Below are 18651 nucleotides of genomic sequence, written 5' to 3' on the forward strand. Positions count from 1 at the left end.
ACAAAGGAGGTGACAATGAAATACCCGACTCGTCATGTGAAACGCCAAGCGCGATGGCTACCGTATCGTGGGCAACCCACCAAGGTTTGGAGCGGCGTGAAGAATCGAGATCTCGGGGTCCTGTTCGATCGAGATGCCGACGAACGCGACGCGGTGCGGCTGAGTGTGCCAGCCAGCACGGACGTCGCGATCGTGGCCGAGGTGGTGGAGAAGATCTTCGCGGCCGAACCTGGCATCGACCGGGCGGCGTTGTACGTCGATGGCCAGTTGGCCGGCGTCATGAGTCGCCATCGGCTGGCCGAACTGGTCGAAGGATCGTTCCGCGGCATAGGCGATGCAGACGGGGCTACCCTGCCAGGCGTTTCAAGCCGATACCAGGTCATACGATTCCAATGCCGAACGTGCGGCGCGGAGGAACGACGGATCCACGTCGATCCGAGGTCTGCACCGAACTGTTCGTCAGGGCACGGTGCCATGGTGTTGCTGCCGTGAAACTGGACACACCGGCCAAGGCGGCCTTCGACACATTTGGCGGCAGATTTCTTCTCGTCGGGTATCTGCCGACCTACGCCGGTGTCCTGTCCATCCTGATCCTTTTCTGGGCGGGAGCCCCAGGGAAGCTGAACTTCTCCCAGGCTTGGCATACCGCCGTCCAGCTTGGTCTCGGCGAGCTGCTGCTGGTCGTTCTGGCGGTGATGCTAACCGCAGCGGTGCTTCAGCCGCTGCATCTGAGGATGATCCGAGTACTCGAAGGCGATTGGCCAACGTGGGCCGGATGGTTGGCGCGGCTTTGCACCCGACGCCAACGGCGGTGCCATGCCCGGCTGGCCCGGGCGGCAATGGCTCCGCCCAACGGCGCGACCGACACCGACATACAGCGCGCTGGGCAGGCCGGTGCGCTGCTGGTAGCGCGGTTCCCACCATCGCGGCTACGCCCCACGGCCTTGGGTAACGCGCTCGCCGCGATGGAGGCCAGAGCCGGCGCCGAGTACGGCTGGGACGCCACAGTAGCCTGGCCCCGGCTCTACCCAGTACTCGGCCCGCAGGCACGAACGCTGGTCGACGACCGACGCAACACCCTCGACCTGACGGCACGCCTGACCGTCACGGCAACCGTCTTGGCGGTGGTCACAGCCGGGCTTCTCGCGCAGTCACGATGGTGGGTACTCCTGGCTTTGGCCCCGCTCGCGTTGGCCGTTCTGGCATACCGATCGGCCGTGCAGGCCGCCATCGCATACGGCGAGACGGTGGGAGCTGCGTTCGATCTGCATCGCTTCGATCTGCTTGAGCATCTACACCTGCCGCTTCCCGCCGATCAGGCAGCCGAGCAAGCGGCCAACGAGAAGCTGTGTCTAATGTGGCGGCAGGGAGCGCCCACCAACCTCGTGTACCGCCACCAACCAATCAACGAATCTGGCTGATCCCCAACATCATTGCGGACCGCCAGGCCGGCACCCTACCGGCCCCGGCCACGAGCCCGCGATGCCTGCCCGAAGCAGTCCGTCCTTTCACCGCTTCGGGAGGCGAGGGCGCACACCGTTCAGCACAGCCTGCCCGGCACCCTGACACGATCCGGCACGCGGTCGGCATTCGCCCAGATCTCTCGGACAGCGGTAAGTGGGCAGCCAGCGACGTGGCCGGCCACCGCAAACACGGTCACGTCGCCCTACCAACGCACGCATCTGGCCGAATAGAGTGAACACTCGATAGGCGGCTCCCGCTCCCGTGGGCCGGTTGCGGCGCGCGGGGCCAAGCGGTGAGGAGTGTCGGTTCGGCTTGGGCCAGTTCGGGTTGGAATGGCGCGTTTCCCGGACCGGCCTGGATCGGTCGGGCCGGGATACCAAGTCACCCGCAGGTGGTACACGAACAGCACCCGCCCGGCCTGAACGCTGCCAGAACCGACTTTGCGCGATTGACTCGCTGCAGCAGTGAGACCGGCGCCGTTGGGGCCTAGCCCGGGTGAGGAACCCTTGGCTCCGGGGACCAGGTCAAGCAGCGGCACATCAATGCGGGCTGACGACCTCGGTGCGGATCTAGCCCAGTTCGTCGAACGGCTACTTGTGCACGACGGAGATGTTTCCGCCAGACTGTGACGCGCCTAGCACGGTCGTGCCGCGTGGGACGCGGACCTTTACTTCTCTGTGAAACGCTAACGGCCGGAGGTCGACGCGGTCGATGCTGTCGCTGGTGTATTCGATCGAAGAGATGTGTGTGTCCTGCAATGCTGTCAGGTCTGGCGCCTCGGCCTTGACGTTTAGGCGCAGGTTGTCCAGCGCCGGCAGTTGAGCTATCGGGCTGAGGTCGAGTGGTGCCAGGATCTCCAGGGTCAGGTGGGTCAGCTGTGCGAGGTTGGCTACCGGGAGTTCCGTCAGGTCGTGGGCGCCGATGAGCTCAAGCTTTTTCAGGGCCGGCCAGTCGCAGGTCAGGCGGCAGAAGGCGGCGGCGTCGAGCCCGAGCTCGGCGAGGGGAAGGCCCGCGATGCTCTGTTCGTTCCATACGCGGGTGAAGGCCCTGAACTCGGTGAGCCTTGGCATGGAGGCGAGGGGCGCGAGATCAATGGGTACCTCGGTGCGCGACACGGTCAGCGAAACCAAGGGCTGGCCGGCGAGGGGGTGAAGGGTGCGGGGGTCCTCCACCGAGAGTCTTCGCAGGTTCGGCAGCCCGTGTACGAAGGTTAGGTCGACGTCAGGGATCCTGGCGAGCCGCAAGTCGGTCAGCCGGCCGAGATGATGGAGGGCGTCCACCTGTCGGGGGTCGGTGATCTGGACCGCGCCGCCGATCAGGGGAGATTCGCGCAGCACGTTGAAGGCGTACTCGTGCGGATCGAAGTGCTGCCATGCGCGCAGCAGCGCGTCGACCACTTTGGGGCGGGAGTCAGCGGCGAAAGTCGCCAACAACGGTAGCGCCGCGGGATCCGTCGTCTGCACCGCTGCCGAGATCGTGAGGGCGACCTCGGTCTCCGTTTGCGGCGTCGCGTCCATCAGCAGATCGAGCGCGAACGGTCCAGCGCGGCTGAGAGCGAGCGCGGCGGCGGCGCTGCGTGGCGGTATGAGGGACTTTGCGGCGGCTCGGATGGCCTTCGCCAGGGCGGGCGGTTGCTCGGCGGACGTCTCGAGGCAGCCGAGTGCGACCAAGCGAAGTATGTCTCGGTCCTTGGGGGACGTGTCGTGCTTGTCGCTTCGTCGTAACAGGTCTTGCAGCAGGATGCCCCGGCCCGTGGGAGAGGCGTGACCCGCTGCCATCACCACGACCTCGTGCCACTGCGGCAGGTGGGCGTTTGCTGCCAGAACGCCGTAGTCGGCCTCGACGGTGGCTTGTTGACCGGCGAGGTACTCCTGAAAGGATCGATGGATGAAGTCCATCCGTCCTTCCACCTGCTCGCGGACCAGCCCGCTACGTTCGAGTAGTACCTGGTAGACGATTTCTGGGCTCGCCTTCACCTGCGGCATCGCCGCCAGCTTCGCTTCCAGCATCGCGATGACGTAGTCGCGATCCGCGTCGGACCATTCGTTGCGAATTAACCGGTACGCCAGGTCGCGCAGCAACAGCGTCTTGTCGGTCCTGCTCAACACGATCGACGGCGCGATGCCGTGCTCGTGGTCGCGGCGTTCCAGCAGCATGTGCAGGGCCACTTCGTAGAGTTCCATGCGATTGGCCGGCAGTTGCCCACGCCGGTCCTGGTGCAGCGCGCACAGCAATGCGCACAACAGTGGAGAGCCGGCGAGCTGGCGCAGGTGACGATGCTTGTCCAGCGCACCGAGAAGATGGTTCTCGTACGTGGTGGCTCGCTGGCGATCCTGGTCGGTGCGGGATGCGCTCCGCATGGCTTCGTGCCACCGGTGGATGAACTCCGGTATCTGGTACCGGGTCATCGGCTCCAGTTCCGCGACGGTGAAGTCGTCGTTGTCCAGCCAGTCTTCCGGCGCCGCCGCGGGACGTGAGGTGAGGACGTAGCGTGCGTCGGGAAACGAGCTCGTGAGCTGCGCGAGCCACTCCCGCATGTCCTGGCGACGCTTTTCGGGTAGCTCGTCCAGCCCGTCGACCAGGATGACCGCGCGGCCCGATCGCAGCTGCGCCTGCACCCATCCAGCGGGCATGTCGTCGACGATATGCCGGCCGACCTCGCGAAGGAACGCCTCAGGGGCCGGCAGGTCCGTGTCGATGTACCGCCGCAGGGGGACGAAGAACGGCACCGTCCCGTTCCACCCGGGCATCTGGAGGGGAAACCCGCTTCGTGCGCTCTGTACGGCGATCCACTGAAGGAGGGTGGTCTTCCCGGTGCCGGCCTGCCCCCGGATGAACAGGCGGCGGGAGCTGCCGAGCACCTCCTCTACGGGTCTCGGAGTACCGAGGGAGTCCCTTTGCAAGCCGCTGCGCTTCGACGCCGCGGCTACGGTCAAACTCAGGTACGCGACAGAGAGGGTGTAGCGCCGGCTGGCCTCGGAAAGCGTCGCGCCGAAGAACTCGACGCGATCGAGGCGATTGGCGACCAGCTGGCGGTAGTCGCGTTCGAAGTCGTCGACGCCACGCCGATCCGGCAGCAGAGCCAGGACGGTACTGAGCTCGTTCAAGATCTGGCGGTCGCGGCGAAGGAGTTCGGCGAGCCCCGCGACGCCGCTGCTGGGCAGCGTGCGTGCCACCTCGATGACGTAGGCGCAGCATTCCCTGAGCAGCAAGTTGTACAGATTGACGGCGCCCTCCGCCAATCCGGCCCTCCGCGCCCGGTCGGCATCCTGCGAACGCAGGTACCGGTCCAAGTAGCCCGCATCAAGATCCTGTCTAAACAGGTCGTCGTCGGTCAGCCGCGCGTTCTGCACCGTCTCCCGGACCGCCTCGACAGCGGCCACCTGCTCGTTAAGCGAAAGGTCGCGAAACTCGAGCACCACAAGCGGCTGCACCCGGTCGGCCACGATGTCCGCCGCCTCATCCCAGGCGCGGATGAAACGGCGCTGCTCACGGACACTGGTCAGGCGCTCAGCCACCAGGTCGATCGCATTGGAAGAAAGATCGGACGCTACTTTGTGATCACCGAACCACACACCACATGCGGCCTTTGCGACAGCCTTTCCCAGCGCGAGCGCGGCTATCTCCAGACCGGACACCAGACAAGAATGTCATGCCAACGCCGGCCAGTGCAGCCGCTGATTCAGCCCTTGTACCGCGTGCGTCCCTTAGGGGTGTCCTAGATGGATAGTGGTCCCGGCTCCGGCATGATTCACGTTTCGTGGTGGAGGAGATGATCCATACCTGGGCGCCTGGGCATCCGGCCGCGAGGGACGTTTCCGATGGTTCGATGCCTGAAGGACCTGGCGACCGAGGACGAGATCCAAGTCTTGGCGGCGGAGGCGCCCCGATGACCGAAGACCAGCGCGCCAGGTTGGCCGGCTCCCACGCCTAGACCGGCGTCGACGCCGCGCCGGCCAAGCGCCTCCCACAGATGTCGAGAAAGATCGTGGTTGGGGGTCAGCCATACATGATCGATCGGTAACCGGTATGCCGAGAGCATTGTGGCTGGTCAGGCTCGGGCGGAGGGCCGCGCGAAGAAGGCGAATGCGGCTTGGTGGCGGTTCAGCCTCGGCGTAACGAGTTCGTTGTGCAGCGTTTGGGCGACTCGTTCAGCGCGAGCGCGTCGAGGTAGATGTAGACGTCGGCGCGGGGCTTGTCGAGCCTTGCCCACCGGCCCTCGACGCAGTGGACTGTCACCGGTGTGCCTGGGCCGATTATTATGTCGATCTTCCGGGATTCTGTGGTGGGGCGGGCGCGTAGGTTCCACGTCGTGCCGGGGCGGACCGTCCCGTCGACCGTCCCTGTGCCGGACCGGTCCACGCTCGACCAAATGAGCACGCCACCGAGCACCAGCAACGTACAAGCTAGGAACACGGCAAGCCGGCGCAGCCACCGGTTGGGCGGGGAGGCGGGTCCGTTTCCTGCCAGTCCTGCTCCGAGCGGGCCGGGGCGTGCTGCTCAACGTCGATCTTCGGACGTGGGTCCGGGGAACCCACGACGAGGCCATACCGTAGCCCTGCCCCGCGATGGCTGGCTTTTCCAGGTCGGCCGCGTACCGGCGGGCCAACTGCCGCCAACGCCGGTGCGCGTCGCCCGCCGGTGCCTGGGATCCGAGCCGCTCGGCGAGGTCGCCCAACGCGGTCCGCAGCCGTCCAACCTCCGTCCGCGTCGCCCCGTGCTCCCACGCGCCGAGCCAGAACGCGAACCCGGGGAACTGGCCGGCCAGCTCGGTCACGTACCGGTTGTACCGGCGCACCGCCGCCTTTGGAGTGGCTTCGGTCAGCTGGGTTGACAGTCGTGCCTGCTCCGTCTCGGTCAAGTGGTCCCACACCGCCAGACCGGTCAGAAACAGTTGCGTGCGACGCGCCAACGTGGTGTAGAACCCGACGAGTTCGACTGCGAACTCGTCCACGGGCACCTGCACCCGCGGCAGCGCATTGGCCCGAACGGCCGGAGGAACGACGGCCATGAGCAGGACGCGTTTGCGGTGGAAGGGCCATCGGCATGCGACTTGGTCGATCTGGCCCAGCAGGCAGGCTGTGTACGACGTGACCGAGTGGTGTGTCAGTGAAGACTTCGCGGTGCTCGTCGACATGCTGCAGCCGACGCTCGACGAGATCGAGGCGGTGGGCGCACAGGGCGGCGTGATGACCGGCTTCACCGACCTGGACCGCCTGCTCAACGGCCTGCCCGCCGGCCGGCTGGTGATCGTTGCCGGCCGTCCCGGTCTGGGCAAGTCGACCGTTTCGATGGACCTTGCCAGAAACTCTGCTATCCGCCGCAACTGTGCCAGTGCGATCTTCTCGCTGGAACTGAGCAAGGTCGAGATCGTCGTGCGACTTCTCTCGGCCGAGGCGCGGGTGCCGCTGCACGTGCTCCGCTCCGGCAGCTGTCCGATGGCGACTGGACGTAACTGGCCCGCCGAATGGGGTGAGCAGCTGGCCTTCGGCGACCTGGTCCGGATGCTGTTCCAGGCTTCCGGCTTCCGCCTTTAGGTGCAGCAGACCCCCGTTTTGACATTGATCTGCGCTACTGTCCAGGTCCCGGCAGCCAACCGCAGGCGGGTATCCAGGATATTTCCTCCGAAGCTCGCAGGCTTTCGTCAGGGGTCGATCACCACGGTGATCGTGAGGCCGCCGGTCGTCCGCGGCTCGGCCAACACCGCACCACCGTGCACCGCCGCGATCGACGCGACGATCGGCAGACCCAGACCGAAGCCGTCGGTGCCGGTGCGGTCGTGCAGCCGCTGGAATGGCTCGAACAGCGTGCCGATGGCGTCGGGAGGCACCACTGGCCCGGTATTCGCCACCATGATCCGAACCTGGCCGTCCACTGTAGACGTGCTGAGCCACACGTCGCCGTCCGGAACGTTGTACCGGACGGCGTTGTCGACGAGGTTCGTGATCAGGCGCTCCATGAGCATCACGTCACCGGCGACCATCGCGGGGCCGAGCTGGGCGTGCAGCCGCCGGTCCCGCGGCTGGGTGGCGTCGAGCACGTCTTCGGCCACCGTGGCCACGTCGACCGGTTCGTGCACCACGAGCCCGCGATCATTGCGGGCGAGCGTCAGCAGGGCGTTGATCAGCCGCTCCGCGTGGATCACCGCGCCGCGTACGTCATGGGCCATGCGGCGGAGCTCGTCCACTGTCGCTGACGGCTTGGCCAGCACCACATCGAGCGTGGTGCGCATGACGGTCAGCGGCGTCCGTAGCTCGTGCCCGGCGTTGGCGATGAACCGCCGGTGGCTGTCGAACGCGGCCTCCAGTCGGGTCAGCATCGCGTCGAACGTATCGGCCAGCTCGCGCAGCTCGTCGCGTGGACCGCCCAACGCCACCCGGGCCGACAGGTTGCGTTCGGAGGCGGTGCGCGCGGCCTCCGTGATCGCGTGTACCGGTCGCAGTACCCGGCCAGCCATGATCCACGCCACGAGCGCGGCGAGCAGGATGACGGCGGCCAGCGTCAGCAGGGAGTACTGCACCAGATGTCCAAGGGTTGCCTCGCGCTGGCTCTGGGCGCCGAGCACGACACTGTCGCGGATCGCCTTGCGACACTTGTCCTGGGTGAGCGCGTCGGCCGCGACTCCCTGGCACACCGCCACGAAGTCGGCGGCGTTCGTCATCCGGATCACTGACTGATCGGAGTTCTGAATGCGGGCCACCAGGGCGTAGCTGATCACGATCACGATCGCCCCACAGGCCGCTGACAGCCCGGTGTAGAGCAGGGTGAGCCGTACCCGCAGGGTGAGCCGTGGGCCGCTCATATCCGGTACCCCGCCCCGACCACCGTCTCTATCATCGGCGGTTCACCAAGCTTGCGCCGCAGCCGGGTCATGGTCACCGACACGACGTTGCTGAACGGGTCGGCGTTCGCGTCCCACACCCGCTCCAGCAGCTCCTCGGCACTGACCACCTGCCCGTCGGCAGCGACGATCAGTTCGAGCACGCCGAACTCCTTGCGGGTCAACGACAGCGGGCGAGTACCGCGGCTCGCCCGGTGCCGGGCCCGGTCCACGACCAGGTCACCGCGGCGCAGTATCGGCGGCCCGACCGGCGCTCGCCGGCCCAGCGCCCGCACCCGCGCCACCAGCTCGGCGAAGGCGAACGGCTTACCGAGGTAGTCGTCCGCACCGAGTTCGAGCCCGTCGACCCGCTCGTCAATGCCGGCGGCGGCGGTCAGCATCAGGATGCGGGCGCCCTGTCCGGCGAGGTGCCGGCACACCTGGTCGCCATGGACGACTGGCAGGTCCCGGTCGAGCACGATCACGTCGTACGTCGTGATCGCGGCGGCGTTCAGCGCCGCCGAGCCGTCGTGGACCACGTCCACCGCCAGGCCGGCGTCGCGCAGCCCTTCGGCGATCCGTCCGGCCAGCACGACATGGTCCTCAGCCACCAACACCCGCATGGGGTCATTGTGCGTCGGCCGGGATGACATCCGGCCTACATTCGGCGTAGCGCCCGTGTCATGGCCTCCTGCGTAGAACTTCTCGCCATGAGACGACTGATCGCGGTACCTATCGTGTTGCTCGCGTTGCTGTTCGGGACGACGGCGTGCAAGGACTCCTCGAACGCGCAGCCGTCGGCCGCGCCCAGTGGCCAGCTCCCCGGGGATCCCGTCGCGTTCGCCCGGTGTATGCGCGAGCACGGCTGGGACATGGCCGACCCCGCTCCCGGTGCGGAGCTGCCCCCGGGCGACAAGAACAATCCGGCTTACAAATCTGCGGAGCAGGCATGTGGGTACCTGCTCAAACCCGGTGACGAGCAAGACACCGGACCGAGCGCCGAGGAGCTGGAGCAGTTGCGCGCGTTCGCGGTGTGCATGCGCGAGCACGGCGTACAGGTCACCGATCCGGACGCGACCGGCAACATGGAGGCTGACGGAACCCGTGAGGGGCTCGTGACCACGCCCGCGTACCAGGCTTGCAAATCGAAGCTGCCCAATGGCTGGGGCGAAGGGAAGGAGAAGTGAACCGCCTGTGGCGAGCCGGGCGGGTGACCGGCGGGGTCGTCCTGGTGGCCGCCGCGGTGGCTGGCGCCGCCATCGGTTTCGGAGGTGGGCCGCAGCCGGACACCAGCGGCGCCGCACCGGTGGCCAAGACCACCTCAGTGACGCGTACGACGCTGACCCAGACCCGGCCGGTCAACGGCGTCCTCGACTACGGCAACCCGGAGACGGTCACTGGGCATCGGGAGGGTGTCGTCACCTGGCTGCCCGCGCCCGGCACGGTGATCCGGCGCGGCCAGGCGGTGTACAAAGTGGACAACCGGCCGGTTCCGTTGTTCCACGGTGCGCTTCCGCTGTACCGGCCGATCCAGTTCGGTGCCACCGGTGACGATGTCAAAGAGGTCGAGCAGAACCTCGCCGCGCTCGGCTACGCCGGGATGACCGTCGACAACACCTTCACCGCGGCCACGGCGACCGCCGTGCGCCGCTGGCAGGAGAGCCTCGGCTATCCGGAGACGGGTGTCGTGTCACCGACCGACGTCGTGCTCACGGCGGCCGAGATGCGTGTCACCGCGGTTAGCGCCCACCTGGGTGACGCGGCCGGCAACGCCATCCTGACCTACACCGGTACCACCCGGCAGGTGCGCATCGCCCTCGATGTGAACCTGCAGAGCCTCGCCAAGGTGGGCGCCACCGCGCCGGTCACCCTCCCGAACAGCAAGACCGTGGCGGGTACGGTCGCAACTGTCGGATCGGTCGCGACGGCGTCCAACGAGTCGGGGTCCGGCGCAAACGGCGGCAACGGCAACAGTGGCGGCGGCGGCCAGAACCCGACCGCCACGATCGAGGTGACGGTGACAATCGCCGACCAGTCCGCCCTCGGCACCCTCGACCAGGCCCCGGTCTCGGTCAAGCTGGTCTCGGCCAGCGTTCAGAACGTGCTCACTGTTCCGGTCGGCGCGCTGGTGGCGCTCGACGGTGGCGGATACGGCGTGGAGGTCGTGACCGGCTCGACCCGTCGCTACGTACCCGTGCAGCTCGGTATGTTCGCCAGCGGGCGGGTACAGATCACCGGCGAGGGCATTACGGAGGGCACGCTCGTGGGGGTGGCCTCGTGATCACGCTGGACCGGGTCGAGAAGACCTACCCGGGTGGGGTGCGGGCGCTGCGCGAGGTCTCGCTGCACATCGCGGCGGGTGAGCTGGTCGGCATCGTCGGCCCGTCCGGTTCGGGCAAGTCGACGATGCTGCACCTGATCGGCGCGTTGGACCTGCCGAGCAGCGGCACCGTGGAGATCGGCGGCAGCGACCTGTCAACGCTCTCCGATCGGCAGCTGTCGGCGCTGCGCGGGCGCACCATCGGGTTCGTCTTCCAGCAGTTCCATCTCGCGGCTGGAGTGTCCGCGCTGGACAACGTCGCGGACGGCCTGCTGTACGCGGGCATACCGCTCCGGGAGCGGCGGCGGCGCGCCAAGCGGGCGCTGGGCCAGGTCGGGCTGAGCCACCGGTTGGAGCACCGCCCGCACCAGCTCTCGGGAGGCGAGAAGCAGCGGGTCGCGGTGGCCCGCGCGGTCGTCGGCGAGCCGGGCGCACTTCTGGCGGACGAGCCGACCGGTAATCTCGACTCGGAGTCGGGCACCGGCGTGATGGAGCTGCTGCGCGACCTGAACTCCTCGGGCGTCACCGTCGTCATCATCACCCACGACCGTGACCTCGCCGCCTCGCTGCCGCGCCGGGTGGAGCTGCGCGACGGGCAGGTGGTCGGATCATGACGGCCCCGTCCCGGCTGCTGCCGCGAGACATCGTCCGTACCGGCGCGGCCGGTCTGCGTACCCGCCCGCTGCGCATCGCGCTGTCCGCGCTCGGCATCGCGTTCGGCATCGCGGCCATGGTGTGCGTGGTCGGCGTCGCGAGCTCCAGCGCGGAGAGCCTCAACCGGCAGCTGGCCGCACTGGGTACGAACCTGCTGCGCGTGACGCCGGGCCAGACCCTGGCGGGCACGGCGGCGCACCTGCCGCCCGAGTCGGTCACGATGATCAGCCGGATCCCGACGGTCCTGTCGACGAGCGCGACCGGTCAGCTCCCGAACGCACACGTGTACCGCTCCGACCTGATCCCGGCGGACCAGACCGGCAACATGGTGGTGCTGGCGGCGCGGACCGACCTTCTAGCCGCCGTGGGTGCCCGGATGTACCGCGGCGCGTGGCTCAACGAGGCGACCGCCCGATACCCGGCGGTCGTGCTCGGAGCGAAGGCCGCCACCCGGCTCGGGGTGGTGACCATCGGGCTGGAAAGCCGGGTGCTGATCGGCGGGCAGTGGTTCACGGTCGTCGGGGTCCTGCGTGAGGTGCCGCTTGCCCCCGAGCTGGATCTCGCCGCCCTGATCGGCTGGCAGGTGGCGGCCGACGAGTTGGACTTCGACGGGTACCCGACGACGGTGTACACCCGCGCCCGGCAGGACGCGGTGCTCCACGTGAAGGAGGTCGTCGGGGCCACCGCCAACCCGGAACGGCCCAACGAGGTACGGGTGTCGCGCCCGTCGGACGCACTCAAGGCCCAGCGGGCGACGAATGTCACGCTGACCGCGCTGATCCTGGGCCTGGGCGCCGTCGCCCTGCTCGTCGGTGGCGTCGGCGTGGCGAACACGATGGTGATCTCGGTACTCGAACGCCGCTCGGAGATCGGCCTGCGCCGGTCGCTGGGCGCCACCCGCGGGCACATCCGGCTGCAGTTCCTGGCCGAATCACTGCTGCTGTCGACGCTGGGCGGGCTTTGTGGCGCGCTACTCGGCGTCGCCGCCACCGGCTGGTACGCGGCCTACCAGGGCTGGCCGGCGGTGGTACCACTGTGGGCCACCGCAGGTGGCGTCCTGGCCACGCTGGTCATCGGCGTGTTGGCAGGTGGATATCCGGCCTGGCGGGCCGCACGGCTCTCGCCGACAGAAGCGCTGACGGCACTCTGACGAACGCGATGGCGGTGGGCGCGTGTCCTACGCGTTGTCGCGATCTTCCTCAACCCGTACTCGTCCACAGCGTCGACGCTGTCCCACAAACCTCGTGTCGGAAAGGGGCCGGCGATGCCAGCGCCAGCGGCACGGCGGCGACCAGCGCGACCATCGGCAGGGTGCGCATCCGGCGATCCTTCCAGTGACAGGGGCGTTCGAGGTCACCGGTCGATACGAGCGGCGGCCCGGCGCTCTCGCCATCGGCTGACCACAGCGCCCGCTAGGACGCCGGTCCACAGGGCGGTCAGCCAGATCGCCAGGCCGGTGGTGTAGTCGCGGTCCTGCAGGCCGGGGTTGGGTGGGGCCGGGTGCGGCCGCCAGACCAGTGGCACGGCGATGAGCAGCAGGGTGGCGGTGATGGCGAGGCCGGCGGCGACCCAACGCCGCCAGACCCGGTCCGGCAGCACCCGGCCGAGGGCGAGGCCAGCGAGCCCGACCAGCGGCGCGGCGAGGGCGTCGTGCAGTACCGGGCCGGCGATCAGCCATCCGGCGGCGTACGGCAGTTGGGGCCAGAGCAGCCAGCCGCCGTACCCGGCCAGCGCGGTCCCGGCCGCGAGGAGCAGGATCCGGATGGTCCTCATCGGAGGAGCTCGAGCCGGGTGACCCATTTGGTTTGCAGGACGCCGGGCCGGCTGGGCGCGATGATCCGGCACGGGTAGCCGTGGTCCGGGCTGAGGATCTCGCCGTTGACGCCCAGCGCGAGCAGGGTGAGTGGGTCGGCGACGTGCGCCGCGGGCAGGGTGCTGGTGGCGTACAGGCCGGCCTTCTCCAGCGAGGCGACCCGTACCGGCCGGTCGGTGGGCGCGCCCACCGCGGCGAGCAGGTCCTTGACGGCTACGCCGGTCCAGGCGGCGGTGGCGCTCCAGCCTTCGACGCAGGCGATCGGCAGTGTGGCCGTGCGCTGGGGCAGGGCGGCCAGGTCGGCCAGGGAGAGCGCGTGGGTGGCGCCGGGCCAGGAGATTTCCAGCCGCCAGTCGTTGGGCACCCGGATGCCGGCGGCCGCGGCGGTGCGGTTGACCGGTATTCCCTGTGGGCCGCCGTTGGAGCGCCAGGCCAGCGCGGACACCCGGCGGAGCCAGGGCACGGTGACGCCGGCGGTGGCGAGCACGGCGACGGTGGACGCGGCCCAGGCGGTGCGTAGGAACGCCCGCCGGTCGGGGTCCGGGCGTTCAGCGAACGCGGACCGCGTGACTGGGAGCTTGACCGCGATGTGGACGGCCAGGGCACCGACCGCGACCCAGGCCACCGCGTAGTGGGTTTCGATGAAGAAGAACCGCCAAGGGTACGACTGAGCGACGTTGAACAGGCCGGAGACGAGTTCGAAGAACGCGGCGCAGAGCAGGATGAGGATCGACAGCCGTTCGGCCGTGTGGGTGGCCACGAGGGCCGGTGGGCGGCGGGGTGGGCGGATGAACAGGCGTGGGTAGACGCTCCACAGCTTGGCCAACAGCAGCGGGATGGCGGCGATACCGGACAGCACGTGCACGCCCTGGGTGATCCGGTAGAGGCTCACCGGCCGGGTCGGCCAACTGAACCAGGCCGGGGGGTGCTGGGCGTAGTGGCTTGCCAGGCCGGTCAGGAAGCACAGCCCGAACGCGACACCGAGCCACAGCCCGAGTCGCGCGGAAACGGTCGGGGTGTGCGCCGGCGAGTGGAAGGCCTCCGGCCGGGGCAGCGAAGCCTTCATGGTCGCTGCAGTTCGGCGAACCAGCGCTGTTCCCGCGCGAAGACCGCGCGGACGGTGAGCCCGGCGGTGGCGGCGATCCGGTGGATAGCCGCCACGCCCAGCCGTGCCCAGGGGAAGGCCGGGCTGTTGCGGGGTGGCCGGTCGTCGTGGCCGTAGGCGAGGTGGGCGTGTCCGCGCCACAGGCCCGCGTCGGGGGCCTCCAGCTCGACCAGGACCGTTCCACCCGGCCGCAGCAGGGTGGCGCAGCGGCACAGCAGCGCGTGCGGGTCGCCGCCGATGCCGATGTTGCCGTCCATCAACAGCACGTGCGACCACCGTCCCTGGCCCGGCAGCGGGGCGAACACGTCCCGGCGCAGCGCCGGCCCACCCCGGCCGCGGGTCAAGGCGACCGCCGCGGCGGCGGTGTCGATCCCCAGGCAGATCACGCCGCGAGCGGCCAGGTCGGCGGTGAGCCGGCCGGGGCCGCAGCCGACGTCGATGGTCGGGCCGCCGCATCGGTCGACGATGTCCCGGGCGGCTGGCTCCGGGTTGTCGTGCCAGCGCCGCACCGGCAAGTGGGTGCGTTGCCCGTCGGTGCCGTCCAACCAGCACGGGCTGGCCACGTCGGGCGCGGCGTGCGCGCCGTCGAAGCCGGCATCGACCTCGTCGACGGCGGCGGCGAACCGGCTGCCCGGCAGCTCACCGGCAACGGCGGTCGCCGTGTCCCAGGTGTCCACATCGGATAGTGTGGGTAGGTCGGCCACGCGTAGGCCCTGCGCCGCCAGCGCCAGGCGGGTGAGGCGCCCGGTGTCCGGTGTGGACATCGGGACGTCGCGCAGGACCGCGGCGTGGCGCGGGTCCCGTAACCCGAGCGCCCACCAGCCGCCGTCGTCGGCGGGCCCGAGGACCGCGTCGGCGACGGCCAGCCGGCGCAGCGAGGCGCCGAGCAGGTGCGGCGTGACCTGCGGGGTGTCCATGCCGATCTGGAGCACCGGCTGGCCGGGCAGCAGCTTGGCCGCGTCGAGGTGGGCTTGGGTGAGCCGTTCGCCGAACCCGTCGCCGTGCTGCCCGAGCATCGCCCAGCCGGCCAGTGCGGCGTTGATCTCGGCGGCCCGCTCGGCGTCGGCGAGCCGGCCCGCGTACGCCAGGACTGGCACGGTGGCCGGGGTGGCCCGCACCGCGGCGAGGGTGTCGAGCAGCGCCGCGGCGGCCACCGCCGCGGCCTGGTCAGGCGTGGCGGGCGGGCACAACCGGGTCTTCGCCAGCCCGGCCACCGGCGCCTTCGCCACGACCAGCAGGATCCCGGTCATCGCAGCACCCCTGCCATGTCCCGGGCGGCCCGCAGGGTGCCGCGCACCGACCCGGAGACCTTCGACCTCGTCCCGGCGGCCCGGGGGCGGTAGGCGACCGGCAGCTCGACGATCCGCCAGCCGGCCGCGCCGGCGCGCAACAGCAGCTCCAGCGGGTAGCCGAACGCCCGGTCCGCGACGCCCAGCTCCAGCAGAGCGATACGCCGGACTGCCCGCGCCGGGGCGATGTCGTGCACCAGCACGCCCCGGCGACGCAGCAGCGCGGCAAGCAGCGCGTTGCCGGCCCGGGCATGCCACGGCCAGACGCCCGAACCGGTCGGCACTCGGCGGCCCGCGGCGAGGTCGGCGTCGCCGGAGCGGACCGGTGCCGCCAGCGCGGCGAGCTCGTCCGGGTCGAGCGAGCCGTCGGCGTCCAGGAAGCACACCACGTCGGCGGTGGCCGCCTCCAGGCCGGTGTGCACGGCGGCGCCATACCCCCGCCGCGGCTCGTGCACCACATACGCCCCGCATGCCGCCGCCACCCGCGGGGAGCCGTCGGTGGAGCCGTTGTCCACAACGATCGCCCGGAACCCGGCCGGCAAGGCAGCCAGCACACCAGGCAGCGCCGCTGCCTCGTCCAGGCATGGCAGAACCACATCAACATGCGCGTCCATACCCGCACCGTAGGACCGCTCGCGGCGGCCGAAGGCCGCATCGTGCCTTACGAATCCCTTACCGCGGCGTGGTTCTTACGAACTGCTGACGGCTTCCTCGCGCCGGTATCTTCCCGGGGGCCGGCGGCGTAGCGTCGGCGGCCATCATGCTCACCGACCTCCCATCACCACGGCAGTCCTCGGCGCGCGGCCGGCGCGCGGACCTCACCGTCCTCGGCGTCGAGGCCGCGCTCGTACTGGCCGCGTTCGCCGTCGGGGCGCTGCTCAACGCTCGCGGTGTGCGCCTGTGGGCCGAAGCCGCACCAATCTTCGGCGCGTGGCGCCCCCACGTCGGCTGGGGCACCCCCGCGGCCATCGCCGTCGCGGCCGCAGTCGTGTGGAGAGGCGTGGGCTGGGCCCGCGACGCGCCGTGGGGACGGCTGCTCGCCGCCAGCTACCTGGCGGCGGTCGCCTGGGCGCTGTCACTAGCCCTTGTGGACGGCTGGTCGAAAGGGCTGGCAACTCGGCTAACCCCCGAGGCCGAATACCTCAACGAGGTGCCGAGGGTCACCGACATCTCCGCCATGCTGTCCGGGTTCGCCGACAAGATCGTCCAAACCGACGCCGGCGTCTGGTCCACGCACACGGCCGGACATCCACCGGGCGCGCTGCTGATCTTCGTGTGGCTGGACCGGATCGGGCTCGGCGGCGGCGGGCCGGCGGCCCTGGCCTGCGTCCTGGCCGGTGCCACCGTCGCTGTCTCCGTGCCGCTCGCGCTGCGCTCGCTCGGCGACCAGGCCGCCGCCCGCGCCGCCCTGCCGTTTCTCGTGCTGCTGCCCGGCGCGGTGTGGGTGGGCGCCTCCGCCGACGGCATATTCGCCGCCGTGGTCGCTGCCGGCCTGGCGTTGCTGGCGGCGCGGCGGTGGTGGCTCGCCCTGGCCGGCGGGACGGTTTTGGGTTTCGCGCTCTACTTGTCGTACGGCTTCGTCCTGGTCGGCGTGCTCGCGCTGGCCGTGATTGCGCTGCGCCAGCGAGACCGCCTCGCGGTACTTCTTTGCGGCGCGGCCGGCGTCGCGGGCGTCGCCGCCGTGTTCACGGCCGCCGGCTTCTGGTGGCCGCAGGGATACCGGCTCGTCGTCGAGCGCTACTACCAGGGCTGGGCCGCGGACCGCCCGTACGCGTACTGGGTGTGGGCCAACCTGGCCAGTCTCGTTCTAGCGGCCGGACCGGTGCTGCTGCCGGCACTACGAAGCACCGTGCTGGCCGCCCGGCGATACCGCACCGCCTCGATAGTGCTACCGCTGGCCGCCGCCCTGGCAGTGCTGGTGGCTGACCTGTCCGGGCTCAGCAAGGCCGAGGTCGAACGGATCTGGCTGCCGTTCACCGTCTGGCTGGTCGTCGCGACCGCCCGGCTACCGGAGGCGGACCGGCGGGCCTGGCTGGCCGCCCAAGCGGCCACCGCCCTGGCGGTCAACCATCTACTGTGGACATGGTGGTGATCGATGCCGGCTCCCGCAAGGGATCCGTGGCGAACGCCGTGACACCCTCGACGAACCCGACCCGGGCCTCGAAGCCCAACACGTCGGCCGCGCGCTGAGGCGAAGCCACCACGTGCCGCACGTCCGCCGCACGGGCACCACCGACCACGATCGGCGCCGGACCACCCATCGCCGCCGCGAGGACCTCCGCGAGGTCGCCGACCGTGTGCGGTTCGCCAGAGCACACGTTCACGGCCGCGAACCCGGACGTAGGCTCAGGACCGGTCAACGCGAGCAGGTTGGCGCGGGCCACATCGGTGACGTGCACGAAATCGCGGCGCTGCCGACCATCCTCCAACACCCGCGGCGCGTGCCCACGAGCCAGTGCCGACCGGAAGATCGAGGCCACACCGGCGTACGGGGTATCGCGCGGCATCCGCGGCCCGTACACGTTGTGGTAACGCAACGCCCACACGCTGCCGCCGGTCTGCCGCGCCCACGCCGCAGCCAGATGCTCCTGCGCCACCTTCGTCGCGGCATAGACGCTGCGCGGCTCCAACGGCGCGGTCTCCGGCACCAGCGCCGGCGCGAGGGCGGCGCCGCAGTCTGGACAGCGTGGATCGAAAAGGCCAGCGGCCAGGTCGGCCTCACGGCGAGACGCTGGCCGCACCAACCCGTGCTCAGGGCAGATGTACCGGCCCTCGCCGTAAACGACCATCGAACTCGCCAGGACCAGCCGCCGCACCCCCGCGGTATGCATCGCCGCGAGCAGCACCGCGGTGCCGTAGTCATTGTGGCTGGCATACTCTGGCGCGTCCGACGGGTCCAGCCCATGACCCACCATCGCGGCCTGGTGGCACACCGCGTCCACGCCCTCCAGCAGCCCCACCAGCCGGGCACCGTCGCGGACGTCACCGCCGACAAGGGCATGGCGCGCGCACCAGTCCGGCGCGGCAGCGCCGTGCGCCTGCGGCAGCAAGGCATCCAGCACCACCACCTCGTGGCCCTCGTCGACGAGCAGGTCCGCCACGTGCGAGCCGACGAAACCGGCACCGCCTGTGATCAATGTCCGCACACCGTCACCGTACGGAGATCACGGTCACACCGAAACGTTC

Annotated in this window: 16 protein-coding genes and 2 pseudogenes; 8 read left to right on the forward strand and 10 right to left on the reverse strand. The window is 69.8% G+C overall.

Going from position 1 to position 18651, the window contains the following annotated elements; genetic code table 11:
• Positions 1–15 precede the first annotated feature (15 nt).
• Entirely contained in the window at positions 16–492 is a 477-nt protein-coding gene (locus Phou_RS29635) for a hypothetical protein (RefSeq protein ID WP_173061834.1), read from the forward strand.
• On the forward strand, positions 489–1421 hold the full coding sequence (locus Phou_RS29640; protein ID WP_173061837.1) for a hypothetical protein: 933 nt from the start codon (positions 489–491) through the stop codon (positions 1419–1421). The genes Phou_RS29635 and Phou_RS29640 overlap by 4 nt, the downstream gene beginning before the upstream one ends.
• Before the next feature lie 633 nt (positions 1422–2054).
• Here the strand turns inward: Phou_RS29640 and Phou_RS29645 are convergent.
• A complete protein-coding gene (locus Phou_RS29645; protein ID WP_173061840.1) occupies positions 2055–5102 on the reverse strand; it encodes an NACHT domain-containing protein in 3048 nt (1015 codons plus the stop codon).
• Positions 5103–5515: 413 nt separating this feature from the next.
• Positions 5516–6601: an NACHT N-terminal helical domain 7-containing protein gene (locus tag Phou_RS55750; protein WP_371872209.1), complete on the reverse strand. Its 1086-nt coding sequence runs from the start codon at positions 6599–6601 to the stop codon at positions 5516–5518.
• Here Phou_RS55750 and Phou_RS29650 point away from each other — a divergent pair.
• A pseudogene (locus tag Phou_RS29650) lies at positions 6534–6916 on the forward strand (DnaB-like helicase C-terminal domain-containing protein); the annotation flags it as partial. The gene Phou_RS55750 and the pseudogene Phou_RS29650 sit on opposite strands and share 68 nt — an antisense overlap.
• Before the next feature lie 192 nt (positions 6917–7108).
• On the opposite strand, the gene Phou_RS29655 reads toward Phou_RS29650, so the two are convergent.
• Entirely contained in the window at positions 7109–8266 is a 1158-nt protein-coding gene (locus Phou_RS29655) for a sensor histidine kinase (protein WP_173061843.1), read from the reverse strand.
• On the reverse strand, positions 8263–8907 hold the full coding sequence (locus Phou_RS29660; protein ID WP_173061846.1) for a response regulator transcription factor: 645 nt from the start codon (positions 8905–8907) through the stop codon (positions 8263–8265). The genes Phou_RS29655 and Phou_RS29660 overlap by 4 nt, the downstream gene beginning before the upstream one ends.
• A gap of 87 nt (positions 8908–8994) precedes the next feature.
• Between Phou_RS29660 and Phou_RS29665 the strand changes: the two genes are divergently transcribed.
• From Phou_RS29665 to Phou_RS29680, 4 genes are read left to right on the forward strand one after another with little or no spacing between them, the layout of a single operon-like run.
• Entirely contained in the window at positions 8995–9471 is a 477-nt protein-coding gene (locus tag Phou_RS29665; RefSeq protein ID WP_173061849.1) for a hypothetical protein, read from the forward strand.
• On the forward strand, positions 9468–10565 hold the full coding sequence (locus Phou_RS29670; RefSeq protein ID WP_173061852.1) for a peptidoglycan-binding domain-containing protein: 1098 nt from the start codon (positions 9468–9470) through the stop codon (positions 10563–10565). The genes Phou_RS29665 and Phou_RS29670 overlap by 4 nt, the downstream gene beginning before the upstream one ends.
• The gene (locus Phou_RS29675; RefSeq protein ID WP_173061855.1) at positions 10562–11218 is read left to right on the forward strand and encodes an ABC transporter ATP-binding protein; all 657 of its coding nucleotides are present in this window, start codon (positions 10562–10564) and stop codon (positions 11216–11218) included. The genes Phou_RS29670 and Phou_RS29675 overlap by 4 nt, the downstream gene beginning before the upstream one ends.
• The gene (locus Phou_RS29680; RefSeq protein WP_173061858.1) at positions 11215–12408 is read left to right on the forward strand and encodes an ABC transporter permease; all 1194 of its coding nucleotides are present in this window, start codon (positions 11215–11217) and stop codon (positions 12406–12408) included. Before Phou_RS29675 ends, Phou_RS29680 begins: the two co-directional genes overlap by 4 nt.
• Before the next feature lie 203 nt (positions 12409–12611).
• Here the strand turns inward: Phou_RS29680 and Phou_RS29685 are convergent, their stop codons facing one another.
• The 5 genes and pseudogenes from Phou_RS29685 to Phou_RS29700 form a co-directional block, all read right to left on the reverse strand.
• Positions 12612–13031: a hypothetical protein gene (locus Phou_RS29685; protein WP_173061861.1), complete on the reverse strand. Its 420-nt coding sequence runs from the start codon at positions 13029–13031 to the stop codon at positions 12612–12614.
• Positions 13028–14137 (reverse strand): molybdopterin-dependent oxidoreductase, encoded by a 1110-nt coding sequence (locus Phou_RS29690; RefSeq protein WP_173061864.1) that lies wholly within the window; start codon positions 14135–14137, stop codon positions 13028–13030. The genes Phou_RS29685 and Phou_RS29690 overlap by 4 nt, the downstream gene beginning before the upstream one ends.
• Complete coding sequence (locus tag Phou_RS55075; protein ID WP_308784715.1) at positions 14134–14739, reverse strand: methyltransferase domain-containing protein; 606 nt, start codon at positions 14737–14739, stop codon at positions 14134–14136. Before Phou_RS55075 ends, Phou_RS29690 begins: the two co-directional genes overlap by 4 nt.
• A gap of 45 nt (positions 14740–14784) precedes the next feature.
• Positions 14785–15426: pseudogene (locus tag Phou_RS55080) on the reverse strand (TIGR04282 family arsenosugar biosynthesis glycosyltransferase); the annotation flags it as partial.
• Entirely contained in the window at positions 15423–16079 is a 657-nt protein-coding gene (locus tag Phou_RS29700; RefSeq protein WP_173061867.1) for a glycosyltransferase family 2 protein, read from the reverse strand. The pseudogene Phou_RS55080 and the gene Phou_RS29700, both read right to left, overlap by 4 nt.
• Before the next feature lie 146 nt (positions 16080–16225).
• On the opposite strand from Phou_RS29700, the gene Phou_RS29705 reads away from it, so the two are divergent.
• Positions 16226–17557 (forward strand): hypothetical protein, encoded by a 1332-nt coding sequence (locus Phou_RS29705; RefSeq protein WP_173061870.1) that lies wholly within the window; start codon positions 16226–16228, stop codon positions 17555–17557.
• Here Phou_RS29705 and Phou_RS29710 read toward each other — a convergent pair.
• On the reverse strand, positions 17529–18611 hold the full coding sequence (locus tag Phou_RS29710) for an NAD-dependent epimerase/dehydratase family protein (RefSeq protein ID WP_173061873.1): 1083 nt from the start codon (positions 18609–18611) through the stop codon (positions 17529–17531). The genes Phou_RS29705 and Phou_RS29710 overlap by 29 nt on opposite strands.
• Between the last annotated feature and the right edge of the window lie 40 nt (positions 18612–18651).

Origin of the sequence: Phytohabitans houttuyneae (genome assembly GCF_011764425.1) — a bacterium.
GTDB classification, from domain to species: Bacteria; Actinomycetota; Actinomycetes; order Mycobacteriales; family Micromonosporaceae; genus Phytohabitans; species Phytohabitans houttuyneae.